The organism is Flavobacterium sp. HJJ (genome assembly GCF_015351475.1).
Lineage (GTDB): Bacteria > Bacteroidota > Bacteroidia > Flavobacteriales > Flavobacteriaceae > Flavobacterium > Flavobacterium marginilacus.
Map to the genome: position 1 here is coordinate 69,561 of NZ_JADKPR010000004.1, position 13,029 is coordinate 82,589.

The window sequence follows — 13,029 nt, forward strand, 5'->3', positions numbered from 1 at the left end:
TTTTTTTATAAAAGGCGCTGTCTGTTTCTTTCCAGTAATTCCAAAGTTTTGATTTTTAAACTTTCTGGTTCCAGTATCGTTGCATAATCTCCAAACATCAGATACCAGCGCGAAAGGCCTTCCATCGAATCACAAGACATAAAAGTCATTTCAATTTTGCCATCCATTTCCTTTTCCGAAACAAAGCCGTAATATTTCCGGTCGCTTGCCAGATAACTGGCTATTCTTTTCTCCACAAGAATCCGAACTTTGGTAGTCGAAACATTTTTATCTTTATCCAGATACGTCTCTAATGCATTATGTTCTACTGAAAAAGGGATTTCTGTTTTTTGGATTCCATGAACACGGTCAGCACGAAATTGCCTGTAATCCTTGCGCAGATGACAATAACCAAACATGTACCAATTGTTATTATCGTGAAAAACGCCAACAGGTTCAATATGCCTCACAGTAATTCCCTCTGACTGAATTGCTTCATACGAAAGAATGACCTGTGTTTTCTCTGCAATACTTTCAAAAAGCGTGGCTAAAGTATTGGGAGCTTTATCATTAAAAAGCTTCTCCGAAGACTGCATCAAAATACTGGATTCTATACTCGAAACCCAGTCTTTATCATCGCTCCGTAGTACCGCTTTTAATTTATACATCGCCGACGCATAATGATTTCCAAGAGCTGTGTCAATGAATTTCTGCATTAATTTTTCGGCAGCAATAAAACTGCCGGCTTCCTCACGGGTAAACATTACAGGAGGTAATCGGTAGCCGTCCATCAAAGCGTAACCCACTCCAGCTTCACTGTAAATTGGAACTCCCGAAGCTTCCAAGGTGCGGATATCACGATAAATAGTCCGTAAACTCACTTCGAAACGATCGGCTAATTCCTGTGCTTTTACAATCTTTTTGGATTGCAATTGAATCAAAATGGCAACAATGCGGTCAAAACGTTTTGGGGTCTCGTCGAGCATACTAGTGGGATGTTTATTTAGTTTATATTATGGATTTTCGGAAAGATTGAATCATTTGTTGATTATCTTCCAAAACTATCATAATTGTCTTCAGCATATTTTTCAAAACGTTCCAATAGCTTAATGTTGTTTTTTTCCAAAGAGGTTAATTCTTTATCAACATTTTCAGAAATAGGGATATACCACTCTACTGAATCGAAAAACTGGCGGTAGCTTTTTTTCTTAAAAGTATAACCATGTCGAGCATAAATAGTATTTCGGAGAATTTCCAGCTCTAACTTTTTCAAATTTTTAAGACCTTTTTCGGTCAATTTAGTTGTAGAAGAATTTATTTTTTTAATTATATCCGAAGCAGTACGATAGCTTTCTTCGGTATAGACTTCTGCAACTTCGGTCGTATCAGTCTGCTGCTCAATTATAGTATCGATTCTTGCACTATAATAATCCATATAAGCTCCATCTTTAGGCAGCATAGCATTTGGATTATATTCGAATTCTTGTTTTTTTAATTCAAAAGTACGTTGTGTAACATGCTGGTTTTTATCATTTGAAAACCAAGTTCCTTTTAATACTTTATTTTCAATAGAAAATTTGAATTCCCCATCATATTTGCTATTTCCTGGTTCTCTTAATATAAACTCGTAACCGTTAGCTATCTTTTTAAATTCACCAGATAATGGTCTGCTGCTACCTGCAACAATGCTTCGGCCAGATACTATATTTTTTTCTATTTTTTTGATAACAATATTTATTTTGTTTACATAAACAAAATCGTCGGTAGTATCATGTACACTTGCTACAAAATCGCCAACCCAATTACCATATAAATCTTTATAAGGATCATTTACATTTTCACCTTTTTCTGAAATTTCTAATTTTTCTTTTTTGCAGGAAATCAATCCTAGAATAAACAATAGAATGAATATTTTTCTCATTTATATTTTTGTTTAAATATACAATATTCTATAAATAATAAATTAGGAACCCAGCCTAACCAAGCGATAATTTGATAAACATCCATTGGAGCAGGATGAAATAAAGATACAATGATAACTTTCCATAACCGTAAGGTTACTGCTGAAAAAGTCAAAGCAAAACTCCGCATCATAAATGCTTTATGACATTTGATATTGTTTCTTTTTATCAAAATAAATCCTTTTAATGTAAAGTAAAACCATAGAATGGATAAAATAACAAAAGAAATTTTAGAATAAAATCCGCCATTAGCAAAGATTCCAATAAAGAATCCAGATGGAGACGCTAATACTAAAGTCACAAAAACATACAATTTCCCAATCCATTTGTGTACAGATGGAAATTGTTTTAAAATGTTCGGATTAAATTGAGTAAAGCCAGCAAGTAATGTAAATATAGAAGAGCAGACATGGATATAAAAAATAAAGAGATAGGATTTAATCTCTATAACTTCAGTCTGTTTTATTTGTAAAAAAGCAACATTTGAACTAATTGGAAAATATTTCAATGTTATGAGCAGCATTAAAACAAAAAACCAGACAAAGACTATTAGCCAAAGTGTTTGTTTGTAGTTTTTTAGAATCACTTTTAAAAAAAATATAGGTTTTTTTGAATGCCAAAGTAAATGAATTTGTTTGATAAAATCGTTTTATTTTTTTTAAATTAAACAAAAAAACCTGACAATTTTTACATCATCAGGTTTCCTCTTTATTCTTGTTTCTTTTTTCTATTCTCTAAAAAAAATCTAATCATTCAACTTCAAAACAGCCATAAACGCCTCTTGCGGAATTTCAACATTTCCTACCTGACGCATACGTTTTTTACCTTTTTTCTGTTTTTCTAATAATTTACGTTTACGCGAAATATCCCCGCCGTAACATTTGGCAGTAACGTCTTTACGTAAGGCTTTGATCGTTTCTCGGGCAATGATTTTGGCACCAATAGCCGCCTGAATCGGAATATCAAACTGTTGTCTCGGAATCAGCTCACGCAATTTCTCGGTCATTTTTTTACCAATGTTGTAAGCGTTGCTTTCGTGAATCAAAGCAGAAAGAGCATCCACCTGATTAGCGTTCAATAATACATCCAGTTTTACTAGTTTGGAAGCACGCATTCCAATTGGAGAGTAATCAAAAGACGCATAACCTTTGGAAACGGTTTTCAATCGGTCGTAAAAATCGAATACAATTTCGGCCAATGGCATGTCAAAATTCAATTCCACACGCTCCGTAGTCAAATACGTTTGATTCGTGATAATACCACGTTTTTCAATACACAAACTCATTACGTTACCCACAAAATCAGCTTTGGTAATGATAGTCGCTTTGATGAAAGGCTCTTCCACACGGTCTAGTTTTGAAGGTTCCGGCAGATCTGAAGGGTTGTTGACTATAACAGCTGTTTCAGGTTCTTTTTTGGTGTAAGCCAAATACGAAACGTTAGGAACCGTAGTAATTACAGTCATATCGAATTCGCGCTCCAAACGTTCCTGAATAATTTCCATGTGCAGCATTCCCAAGAATCCGCAACGGAAACCAAACCCTAAAGCCGCCGAACTTTCAGGAGCAAACACCAGCGAAGCATCGTTCAGCTGCAGTTTTTCCATCGAAGCTCTCAGCTCCTCAAAATCTTCAGTATCTACAGGGTAAATTCCGGCAAATACCATTGGTTTTACATCCTCAAAACCAGTAATCATATTAGTTGTAGGCGTTTTGGCATCAGTAATAGTATCCCCTACTTTTACTTCTTTGGCTTCCTTAATTCCAGAAATCAAATACCCAACATCTCCTGTCGAAATCACACTTTTAGGAACTTGATTTAATTTCAAAGTTCCTACTTCATCAGCAAAATATTCATTGCCGGTAGCCATAAATTTAATTTTCTGGCCTTTCTTTATTTCACCGTTTACAACTCTAAAAATAACTTCAATTCCTCTAAAAGGATTATAATGTGAGTCAAAAATCAAAGCCTGCAAAGGCTCTTCTTTATTTCCTTTCGGCGCAGGAACTTTTTCAATAATCGCAGCCAAAATATTTTCCACACCAAAACCGGTTTTCCCCGAAGCATGAATAATATCTTCCAGTTTACAGCCAAGCAAATCAATTATATCGTCACTTACTTCCTCTGGATTCGCGCTTGGTAAATCGACTTTGTTTAAAACCGGAATAATTTCCAAGTCATTTTCCAAAGCCAAATACAAGTTAGAAATCGTCTGCGCCTGAATACTCTGCGCAGCATCAACAATCAATAATGCACCTTCGCAGGCAGCAATCGAACGCGAAACTTCATAAGAGAAATCCACGTGACCAGGAGTATCAATCAGGTTCAGAATATATTCTTCCCCTTTATATTTATATTCCATTTGTATCGCATGACTCTTAATCGTGATTCCTCGTTCACGCTCCAAGTCCATATTGTCCAGCAGCTGCGCCTTTTCTTCACGAGCCGTTACCGTTTGGGTAGCACCCAATAATCGGTCAGCCAATGTACTTTTTCCGTGGTCAATGTGTGCAATAATGCAAAAATTCCTAATATGTTTCATTTATGATAATGTCTATGTTATTCCGAACAGCCACTGGCTGTTCTCCTCTTAATATCAAATCTCACGCAAACCCGTCGTTACGACAATTAATCTGCAAATATACTCTAAATTCAACAGTTTCAAAGTTTCAAAACACGAAACTATTTATTTACCATATAACTCATGTAAAGTTTTAGTTTTCAGCCAACAAATCTTAAATGACCTTAAGTTCCTTATTATGGTTTGAAAATAATTTACAGTCATAGCTTTTAAAAAACTTATATGTCCTAATATGTTTCAAAAAAAAGCTTGATTCATTTCTAACAGCATTTAAAATCAAGGTTTTAACCCCCTATTATCAGTTGGGCTGTTTTCTATTCACTTAAAAGTTGTAATTTTGCAAAAAATTTCAAGGACAATGATTAAGATTGGCAATATAGAATTACCCGAATTCCCATTACTATTAGCACCTATGGAAGATGTGAGCGACCCTCCATTCCGCCGTTTGTGTAAAGAGCATGGAGCCGACTTAATGTATTCTGAATTTATTTCTTCCGAAGGATTAATTCGTGACGCCATCAAAAGCCGAATGAAATTGGACATTTTCGATTACGAAAGACCTGTAGGAATCCAAATCTTTGGAGGAGACGAAGAAGCTATGGCATTATCGTCTAAAATAGTTTCTACGGTAAATCCAGATTTAATAGACATCAATTTTGGCTGTCCTGTTAAAAAAGTAGTCTGCAAAGGCGCCGGTGCCGGAGTTCTGAAAGACGTAGATTTAATGATCCGTCTGACCAAAGCCGTTATCGACAGCACGCATTTGCCGGTTACCGTAAAAACCCGTTTGGGTTGGGACGACAACTCGATAAATATCGACGAAGTTGCCGAACGCCTGCAGGATATTGGCGTTGCCGCTTTGAGCATTCACGCCAGAACTCGTGCCCAAATGTACAAAGGTCACTCTGATTGGTCTCACATTGCCCGTGTGAAAAACAACCCAAGAATCACGATGCCTATTTTCGGAAACGGAGATATCGATTCTCCCGAAAAAGCATTGCTTTATAAAAACGAATACGGCATCGACGGAATAATGATTGGCCGTGCCGCCATTGGTTATCCTTGGATTTTCAACGAAATTAAGCATTACTTCAAAACAGGAGAACATTTGCCTAAACCAACAGTTGTCGACAGAGTTGAAGCAGTTCGCAACCATTTAACATGGGCAATGCAATGGAAAGGAGAAAGACTCGGAATTGTAGAAACCAGACCTCATTACACCAATTATTTCAAAGGAATTCATTCATTTAAAACCTTCAGACAAAAACTAGTAACGCTAGACCGCCCCGAAGAATTATTTGCCCACTTGGATGATATTAAAGAAGCTTATGCTAATTATGAGGCTGTTTAATAATTAATCCTTCTCTTTGATTTTGTAAAATAAAAATTACTTTTGCAAAAAAAGAGTTAATGAAAAAAATTATAGTACTAGGTTTCGTTTTAATCAGTTTCATCGCAAATGCACAAGAAGCAGAAAAAATTTCGGTTGAGAAAAATTTATATGGCGTTCAGTTGGGTTTGCTAAGTACAAGTTTTTATTATGAAACTCAATTGCAAAGAAAAATTTCACTTCGAACAGAAATAGGGCTGACATTAATATCTTCTACGAGAGATTATAAAGATCCTGAAATTAAAGATGAAACTGCGACACTTATTAGTCCTTATCTAACACTTGAGCCAAGATGGTACTATAGTTTAGATAGACGTAAAAGACTTGGAAAAAAGACCTATAACAATTCTTCCAATTATATTTCATTGGAAACGTCATATATTTCTAACAAGACTCCATTAATAAATAACGGTGATTTTGATGTTGTTTCATCAATTACTATTATTCCTAAATATGGAATCCGCAGAGCTTTTGCAAAACATTTCAATTATGAATTTTCAGGAGGCGTGGGTTACCAATATAATATATTTAATAAAAGCAAAGGCTGTGACTGTGACCACAACAATACTGCAGTCGATCTTAAAATAAGAATTGGATACGATTTTTAATCCAACAGCTTCTTGCTCACCCTGCTGCTTGCAATCATCGAAGCAAAAAAACCAAGCGTAACAATAGTCGCCATTACAATCCCAACATTTTCAAAAGTAAAAACCACTGGATAAGCCAGTGTTGGAGTTATCATTATCAGTTCATACTGTTGCTGCAGCAACACAATAACAACTCCCAACAACAATCCAATGATCCCGCCAAAAACACTCAGCAAAACACCCTGAAGAAGAAAAATATTTCTCAAATCCTTGATGTCGGTTCCTAGGTTAAAAAGGGTTTTGAGGTTTCCTTTTTTATCCAAAATCATCATGATAAGTGCTCCAACCAAGTTAAAAAGCGCCACCACAATCACCAAAGTAAATATGAGGTAGACTGCTATATTTTCTGTATTCAGCATTTTATACAAGGCCTCGTTAAGTTGTGCCTTGTTCTTTATCGTAATTTTATTTTTGAAGATTGAATTCAGTTTTGCAGTCACAGCGTTTTCGTCAGCATCTTTCTTTAATTTTATTTCTATACCCGAAACCTGATTTTCCTTATATTCCAATAATTCCTGCGCCAAACCTAAATCGGCAAACACATATTTGGAATCCAGATCTTCACTGATGGCATAAATTCCAACTGGAAAAATATCGGTTTTATTAAAGGCCTGTTCAGGATTTTCTATAGCTCCCTTACCGGGTCTTGGAACAAAAACCTCAAAAGCATTTTTATAATCAAGCAATCCCATCGAAAATTTCTGCGCCGTACCATATCCAACCACAACCTGAAAAGTATTTGGCTCCAGCCATTGTCCGTTGTATATTTTTTTGTCGAAATGACTAACTTTGTTAAAAGAAGAATCAACTCCTTTAAGGAAAGTAACCTCCTGTTTTCCATTGAACGTAAACAAGACCCTTTCCTCTACAATTTTCGAATATGAAGCGACACCATCAATCTCCTTAATGTCTTTTTCCTGTTTTGGTTCAATAAAAAAAGATTTTCCAAGCGTACTGCTCACCTTAAGATCAGGATCAATATCGCTGGTAAAGGAAAGACTGAATTCCTTCAGCCCAGTAAAAACCGAAAGCACCACAAACAGCGCCATCGCTCCCACAATAGTCGCAAGACTCGCAATACGATTAATAATATTGATAGCATTACTTTTACTTTTGCTAAAAATATACCGCTTGGCTATGTAAAGAGGAAAATTCAAATCTTATTTAAATCTGCGTTTATCCAACAAATCTCTATTCTCTATAGGATTCTCCTTGTTTGCCAATGCATTATCAATCTTCTCGATATAATCCAAAGAATCATCAATAAAGAAAACCAAATTAGGCACTTTGCGCAATTGCAGACGCACCCTTTGCGACAAATCGTGCTTAATTAAAGTAGTATTTGTTTTGATACCCTGAAGCGTTTCCTGCGCTTTATCTTGAGGAAAAATACTTAAATGCACCGTCGCCACAGACAAATCTGTAGTCACCGTAACCTTGGATACTGAAATTATCAAATTCGTAATTCCGTTTTTTCTCACTTCACCCTGCAGAATATCAACCAAATCTTTTTGGATCACCCCGCCTATTTTTTTCTGTCTATTTGTTTCCATAGCGCAAAAATACTATTTTTTTGAGAGACAGCCCCACAAAGTCATAAACTCCTAAAGTTTTTTATATTTGTTTTAAGTTTTATAAACCAAATAAGGAGCGAATGATTGAGGCATTTTCGGCAGACATGGGTTCCCGCCATCCGCTGCAATCTCCCGTGCCGAACCCCAGCACAGGAGGATTTTCGCTGCTGTCGGGGCTAAAGAGTAAATAATTGGCATTTTTGGGAAAATTTCAAAAAAAGCAGTTCAAGCAATACGCTCTAAATTCGCATTTTCAATCTGCATCCCGAGCAATAGCGAATAAGCAAAGCAAAATATATACAATCCGCGTGAAATTATTCTTTGAATCAGCAAATCTCTAAACTAACATTCAAAATGAAAAAAATAGAACACATAGGCATCGCAGTCAAAAACCTTGAAGAATCCAATCTGTTATTCGAAAAACTCTTTGGCAAACCTGCTTATAAAGAAGAAGAAGTTGCAAGCGAAGGTGTAAAAACATCTTTCTTCATGAACGGTCCTAACAAAATAGAACTCCTCGAAGCCACCGACCCAGATAGTCCGATAGCCAAATTCCTCGAAAAAAAAGGCGAAGGAATCCATCACATTGCCTTTGATGTCGAAAATATCCTCTCCGAAATTCAACGCCTTAAATCCGAAGGATTCATCGTCCTAAACGAAATCCCCAAAAAAGGTGCCGACAATAAATTAGTCGCTTTTTTACACCCAAAAGGCACAAATGGTGTATTAATTGAACTCTGCCAGGAAATAAAATAAAAACTAGTCAATTCATAATCAGTTCTTTTCAAAAAAGATTTTACATTCTAATAACATAATTCAAAATCAACATAAAAAACGCTTGTGACAATCAAAAAAATGTAGTAATATTGCAAACTCTTAACCGGTCCTATAGCTCAGCTGGTTAGAGCACCTGACTCATAATCAGGTGGTCCCTGGTTCGAGCCCAGGTGGGACCACTTTTTAAGAATATAAAGCCTTATAAACATTGCGTTTGTAGGGCTTTTTTATTTTCTGCATTTAAAATTATTTCAAAAATTCCAAATACTCTTCAACTTTTTAAAAAAAATAAGACAAATTAAATTTTAAAATCTTATCTTTAATTTTGTAAAAAATATTCCCTCAAAGGAATTTTAATTTTATAATATTAAAAAATACACTTACTTAAATTTGTTTTTATGTAGGTTTTTACTCTTATTTCACAATTCACATAGTTGATTTACCGTATAATTTTGTATTTAATCGTAATTAATTTATTTTCAATATAAAAAAAAACATATTTTTGCACTCAAGGATTATTTAAAAAATCATAATACCACATCCCCAAAATGAAAACATTTTTAAATAAAATAATACTCAAAGGCTGCATTCTGTTTTTTTGCCTATCTGGACATGTCGCCCATGCAGACGTCCCAGCTCCTGAACCTCCAGAAGACCCGCTTCCAATAAACGAAAATATGACAATAGCAGTCTTTATAGCTGTCCTATTCGGCATATACATCATATATAATTACAAATTAAACAAAAAAAGACCAATATAAAATTGGTCTTTTTTATTTAATTTTACTTTTTTCCGCTTTACAACAAGAGATCGATCCCTGATTTCAGGACATTACACATTCATAAAAAAAGCCTTTCTGTTAAGAAAGGCTTTAAAAAATATTTGCGGTCTGGACGGGACTCGAACCCGCGACCCCATGCGTGACAGGCATGTATTCTAACCAACTGAACTACCAAACCCTGTTTTATTGCGAGTGCAAAAATACAATAATTTTTTGTTTATGCAACTATTTTATAACACAAGAATCAAAAAAAATTATAACTCCCTTAAAATCAAAAAAGCTATCCACAAAGTGGAAAGCTTTTCATTGGTCTAACTACAAACCGATCCCGTCATTATTATTGGACGAGAAACAACACAACTAGCTTTAGATACCGTATTTGGACAAAAAAGCCTTTCTGTTACGAAAGGCTTTTCCCAATATTGCGGTCTGGACGGGACTCGAACCCGCGACCCCATGCGTGACAGGCATGTATTCTAACCAACTGAACTACCAAACCTCTGCTTTATTGCGGTGGCAAAGATACAATAGATTTTCGTTTACGCAAGCCTTTTATTAGAGAATTTTAAAAAAATTTTATACCGTTTATCCAAACTTTTGTTTTTCAACGAGGTAGGCTGTCAAAATCTTTTCAAAACTTTCGTTAACCCCCACAGAAATGTACTTTATTTTATTCTGAGCACAGGTTAACGCCAGCTTTTTAAAGTATGCATCAACTTGTTTTTCATATTCCTCTTTCACATTATCTGCAAAAATCACTACCTCATCTCCTGTTTCGACATCAATAAACTTTCTCGGGGCATTGTCAAAATCAAATTTAAGTTCCGTTTCGTTATCAACAACATGAAACAAAACCACTTTGTGCTTGTCGTGTTTCAAATGCTGCAACGCATTAAAAAGCTTTTCTTCATTTTCACCCTGAAACATATCAGTAAAGAGAATTATCATCGAACGGCGATGAATTTTCTCAGCAATCTGATGCAAATAGGTTATCGTATCTGTCTGTTTTTTTTCTTTGGTGACTTCCAAAAGACCTTCCAGCTTATTCAATATCATTCTGTGATGGCGGTCGCTTCCTTTCTCCGGTGCATAATATTCATAACTGTCTGAAAAAATGCTTAATCCCACAGCATCACGCTGTTTTTTCAGCAGGTTCATTAAAACTGCCGATGCCAATACCGAAAAACCAATTTTGCTTTCATAAAACGGCTGATTGTCCTTCAATTTAGGATAATGCATCGACGAGGAATTGTCAATGATAATATGACATCTCAAATTGGTCTCTTCCTCAAAACATTTGGTATACAAACGGTCTGTTTTGGCAAATAACTTCCAGTCAATATGCTTGGTGCTTTCCCCTGTATTATACACTTTATGCTCAGCAAATTCAGCCGAAAATCCATGGAAAGGACTTTTGTGCATTCCCGAAATAAAGCCTTCCACCACTTGATTGGCCAACAGTTCCAAATGCTGAAAACTGGATATTTTTTCTATCTGCGATTCGATCTTCATATTCCAAATGTATAAAAAAGTTTGAACACACTACATCGTGCTAATAACAATTTAAAAGCAAACCATTAATTAAGTATCATTATGCTTAACTATAAAAATCCTAACACAACAAAATATTTAAAAACAAAAAGGCCCGACTTTCGTCAGACCTTTTCAGCTTATTTCAATTTAGATTACAATAAAGCATCTAAACTATCAGCGTATGTTTGTTTTGGAGCTACTCCAACTTGTTTTCCTACTACTTCTCCATTATGAAAAACTAATACAGTCGGGATATTTCTAACACCGTATTTTGCAGCAAATTCCTGGTTTGCATCTACATCAACTTTCCCTACAACCACTTTCCCTTCGTACTCGCTGCTTAGTTCGTCAATGATTGGTCCAACCATTCTACAAGGCCCGCACCATGCTGCCCAAAAATCTACCATTACCGGTTTATCTGATTTCAAAACTACTTCATCAAAAGTAGCATCTGTTATTGCTAATGCCATACTATTTTTATTTTATGTTTAAAAAATGCTAATTTGTTTTTAACTAGGGCACAAATTTAGAAATTAAAACCCAATCAAATGCCATTCCAAAATTAGTTTTCATTATAAATGTATTGCTAATTGTTATTTCCGAATAATTTGGAGCTAATTCCAGCTGTACACTATATCTATAGTCCCGAACCCCGGGACTATAGGATGCCGTTTCCATCTGGGCTAGGGCATTTGTGTATTCAAGATATTTTTTTCCAAAAAAAAGACCCTCTTTTCAGAAGGTCTTCATTCTATTTTCAAGCATATTTAATTACAGACTGTATTTCAACCCAAAAGTCAAACCTAATCCAGAAATCCCAACATAAGAACTAATATCATTCATTGCGTCGTTTGGTCTCGTTGTATCAGTAGGATTTGATGTTGCAGTATTAGGATTAAATAAATAACTGTTTGAATTACTGTTAAGCTGTTCTACATAATCCACATGACTTGCAGAATAAGATGCATCTGAACGGAAAGCAGTAGGCGTATTCAATTTATCTACTCCGTTTTCTGTATACTCTTTTGTTTCTTTGCTTTTTCCGTGAACAGTGAAATTACGGTATTCTAATTCAGCAAAAAGAGAAATATTTTTACTTAATTTATAAGAAGTACCCAAAGCCGCCATAAAACCAACTGTTGGATTTGGCAGCACTACATCTTTTGCATATGTATTTGTAGTCCCGGCTGCATTACTGTAAGTTCTCTTTGTTTCAATAGTTAAATCTCCATAAACAGGAACAATAACCCCCACTTTAGTATATGGCTCAAATCCGTTGGTCTCTCCTAAAAACAAAACAACAGCTGGTGCCAAATCTAGAGCATTGATTTTCCCTTCAGCAGTTCCAGACACAAAAGTAGGGCCTGCTGCCGCTAGTTTATGTACAGTTTCAACCATCGTTTTATCTTTCCCTGAGAAATAATTAATTCCCATCTCAACACCTAAACGTGTAGTAAAACGATATCCAACATTTAAACTCGTACGGAGTCCTTCTCCAAATGAGCCATGATTTGTTTCTCTAGACACCAATGTAGTTCCGTCAGCAGCATACACATCTGTGTTTGGCAATGCTCCTGAAACAATTGGAAATTCTGTAGCAGCAGTCTGGATAAAATAAGAACCTCCTAATTTAAAATACCAAGTTTCCGGCTTACTATCAGCTGTACTTTTAGTCTGTCCTACCATAGTCACTGTAGATACTAACAACCCTAATAAAAATATTTTTGTCTTCATTTTTAAAATTTAATTTCAGACAAAAATATACTTAATTTACAGATACTTCGTGAATTGATGAAAAAATAACA

13 protein-coding genes and 3 tRNA genes are annotated in these 13,029 nt (G+C 35.4%); 5 read left to right on the plus strand and 11 right to left on the minus strand.

Translation table 11 applies throughout. The features are described from left to right. Window positions 1-5: 5 nt before the first annotated feature. The 4 genes from IRZ80_RS04740 to lepA form a co-directional block, all read right to left on the minus strand. On the minus strand, window positions 6-965 hold the full coding sequence (locus tag IRZ80_RS04740) for a helix-turn-helix transcriptional regulator (protein ID WP_194640417.1): 960 nt from the start codon (window positions 963-965) through the stop codon (window positions 6-8). Window positions 966-1,027: 62 nt separating this feature from the next. Further along, on the minus strand, window positions 1,028-1,900 hold the full coding sequence (locus IRZ80_RS04745; protein WP_194640418.1) for a YARHG domain-containing protein: 873 nt from the start codon (window positions 1,898-1,900) through the stop codon (window positions 1,028-1,030). Then, window positions 1,897-2,448: a DUF2306 domain-containing protein gene (locus tag IRZ80_RS04750; RefSeq protein WP_317174725.1), complete on the minus strand. Its 552-nt coding sequence runs from the start codon at window positions 2,446-2,448 to the stop codon at window positions 1,897-1,899. The genes IRZ80_RS04745 and IRZ80_RS04750 overlap by 4 nt, the downstream gene beginning before the upstream one ends. Window positions 2,449-2,685: 237 nt before the next feature. Beyond that, on the minus strand, window positions 2,686-4,482 hold the full coding sequence (lepA, locus tag IRZ80_RS04755) for a translation elongation factor 4 (protein ID WP_115814728.1): 1,797 nt from the start codon (window positions 4,480-4,482) through the stop codon (window positions 2,686-2,688). Window positions 4,483-4,879: 397 nt separating this feature from the next. On the opposite strand from lepA, the gene dusB reads away from it, so the two are divergent. Next, entirely contained in the window at window positions 4,880-5,872 is a 993-nt protein-coding gene (dusB, locus tag IRZ80_RS04760; protein ID WP_194640419.1) for a tRNA dihydrouridine synthase DusB, read from the plus strand. A gap of 59 nt (window positions 5,873-5,931) precedes the next feature. After that, window positions 5,932-6,519, plus strand: coding sequence for a DUF3575 domain-containing protein (locus IRZ80_RS04765; protein ID WP_194640420.1), 588 nt, complete (start codon window positions 5,932-5,934; stop codon window positions 6,517-6,519). On the opposite strand, the gene IRZ80_RS04770 is transcribed toward IRZ80_RS04765, so the two are convergent. Both IRZ80_RS04770 and rbfA read right to left on the minus strand, forming a co-directional pair. Beyond that, window positions 6,516-7,715 carry an ABC transporter permease gene (locus IRZ80_RS04770; RefSeq protein WP_194640421.1) on the minus strand — a complete coding sequence of 400 codons (1,200 nt, stop codon included), beginning with the start codon at window positions 7,713-7,715 and terminating at the stop codon, window positions 6,516-6,518. The genes IRZ80_RS04765 and IRZ80_RS04770 overlap by 4 nt on opposite strands. A gap of 3 nt (window positions 7,716-7,718) precedes the next feature. After that, a complete protein-coding gene (rbfA, locus tag IRZ80_RS04775; protein WP_194640422.1) occupies window positions 7,719-8,111 on the minus strand; it encodes a 30S ribosome-binding factor RbfA in 393 nt (130 codons plus the stop codon). A 375-nt stretch (window positions 8,112-8,486) separates the two neighbouring features. Here rbfA and mce point away from each other — a divergent pair, with 375 nt between their 5' ends. The 3 genes from mce (at window position 8,487) to IRZ80_RS04790 (ending at window position 9,670) form a co-directional block, all read left to right on the plus strand. Further along, complete coding sequence (mce, locus tag IRZ80_RS04780; protein ID WP_194640423.1) at window positions 8,487-8,888, plus strand: methylmalonyl-CoA epimerase; 402 nt, start codon at window positions 8,487-8,489, stop codon at window positions 8,886-8,888. A 126-nt stretch (window positions 8,889-9,014) separates the two neighbouring features. Next, window positions 9,015-9,088, plus strand: a tRNA-Ile gene (locus IRZ80_RS04785). Window positions 9,089-9,457: 369 nt separating this feature from the next. Continuing rightward, complete coding sequence (locus IRZ80_RS04790) at window positions 9,458-9,670, plus strand: hypothetical protein (RefSeq protein WP_194640424.1); 213 nt, start codon at window positions 9,458-9,460, stop codon at window positions 9,668-9,670. A gap of 125 nt (window positions 9,671-9,795) precedes the next feature. Here IRZ80_RS04790 and IRZ80_RS04795 read toward each other — a convergent pair. From IRZ80_RS04795 to IRZ80_RS04815, 5 genes are all read right to left on the minus strand, one after another. Continuing rightward, window positions 9,796-9,869, minus strand: a tRNA-Asp gene (locus IRZ80_RS04795). 247 nt (window positions 9,870-10,116) lie between these two features. Next, a tRNA-Asp gene (locus tag IRZ80_RS04800) sits at window positions 10,117-10,190 on the minus strand. Window positions 10,191-10,276: 86 nt separating this feature from the next. Continuing rightward, a complete protein-coding gene (locus IRZ80_RS04805) occupies window positions 10,277-11,203 on the minus strand; it encodes a DUF58 domain-containing protein (protein ID WP_194640425.1) in 927 nt (308 codons plus the stop codon). A gap of 173 nt (window positions 11,204-11,376) precedes the next feature. Continuing rightward, complete coding sequence (gene trxA / locus IRZ80_RS04810; protein WP_007805142.1) at window positions 11,377-11,694, minus strand: thioredoxin; 318 nt, start codon at window positions 11,692-11,694, stop codon at window positions 11,377-11,379. A 301-nt stretch (window positions 11,695-11,995) separates the two neighbouring features. Continuing rightward, entirely contained in the window at window positions 11,996-12,958 is a 963-nt protein-coding gene (locus IRZ80_RS04815; protein WP_194640426.1) for an outer membrane beta-barrel protein, read from the minus strand. Between the last annotated feature and the right edge of the window lie 71 nt (window positions 12,959-13,029).

What these genes read in the sequence shown, in the direction of transcription:
- IRZ80_RS04815 (WP_194640426.1), bottom strand. Translation starts at nt 12,958, where the DNA reads ATGAAGACAAAAATATTTTTATTAGGGTTGTTAGTATCTACAGTGACT.
- mce (WP_194640423.1), top strand. Translation starts at nt 8,487, where the DNA reads ATGAAAAAAATAGAACACATAGGCATCGCAGTCAAAAACCTTGAAGAA.
- IRZ80_RS04765 (WP_194640420.1), top strand. Translation starts at nt 5,932, where the DNA reads ATGAAAAAAATTATAGTACTAGGTTTCGTTTTAATCAGTTTCATCGCA.
- IRZ80_RS04805 (WP_194640425.1), bottom strand. Translation starts at nt 11,203, where the DNA reads ATGAAGATCGAATCGCAGATAGAAAAAATATCCAGTTTTCAGCATTTG.
- dusB (WP_194640419.1), top strand. Translation starts at nt 4,880, where the DNA reads ATGATTAAGATTGGCAATATAGAATTACCCGAATTCCCATTACTATTA.
- lepA (WP_115814728.1), bottom strand. Translation starts at nt 4,482, where the DNA reads ATGAAACATATTAGGAATTTTTGCATTATTGCACACATTGACCACGGA.
- IRZ80_RS04790 (WP_194640424.1), top strand. Translation starts at nt 9,458, where the DNA reads ATGAAAACATTTTTAAATAAAATAATACTCAAAGGCTGCATTCTGTTT.
- trxA (WP_007805142.1), bottom strand. Translation starts at nt 11,694, where the DNA reads ATGGCATTAGCAATAACAGATGCTACTTTTGATGAAGTAGTTTTGAAA.
- IRZ80_RS04745 (WP_194640418.1), bottom strand. Translation starts at nt 1,900, where the DNA reads ATGAGAAAAATATTCATTCTATTGTTTATTCTAGGATTGATTTCCTGC.
- rbfA (WP_194640422.1), bottom strand. Translation starts at nt 8,111, where the DNA reads ATGGAAACAAATAGACAGAAAAAAATAGGCGGGGTGATCCAAAAAGAT.
- IRZ80_RS04740 (WP_194640417.1), bottom strand. Translation starts at nt 965, where the DNA reads ATGCTCGACGAGACCCCAAAACGTTTTGACCGCATTGTTGCCATTTTG.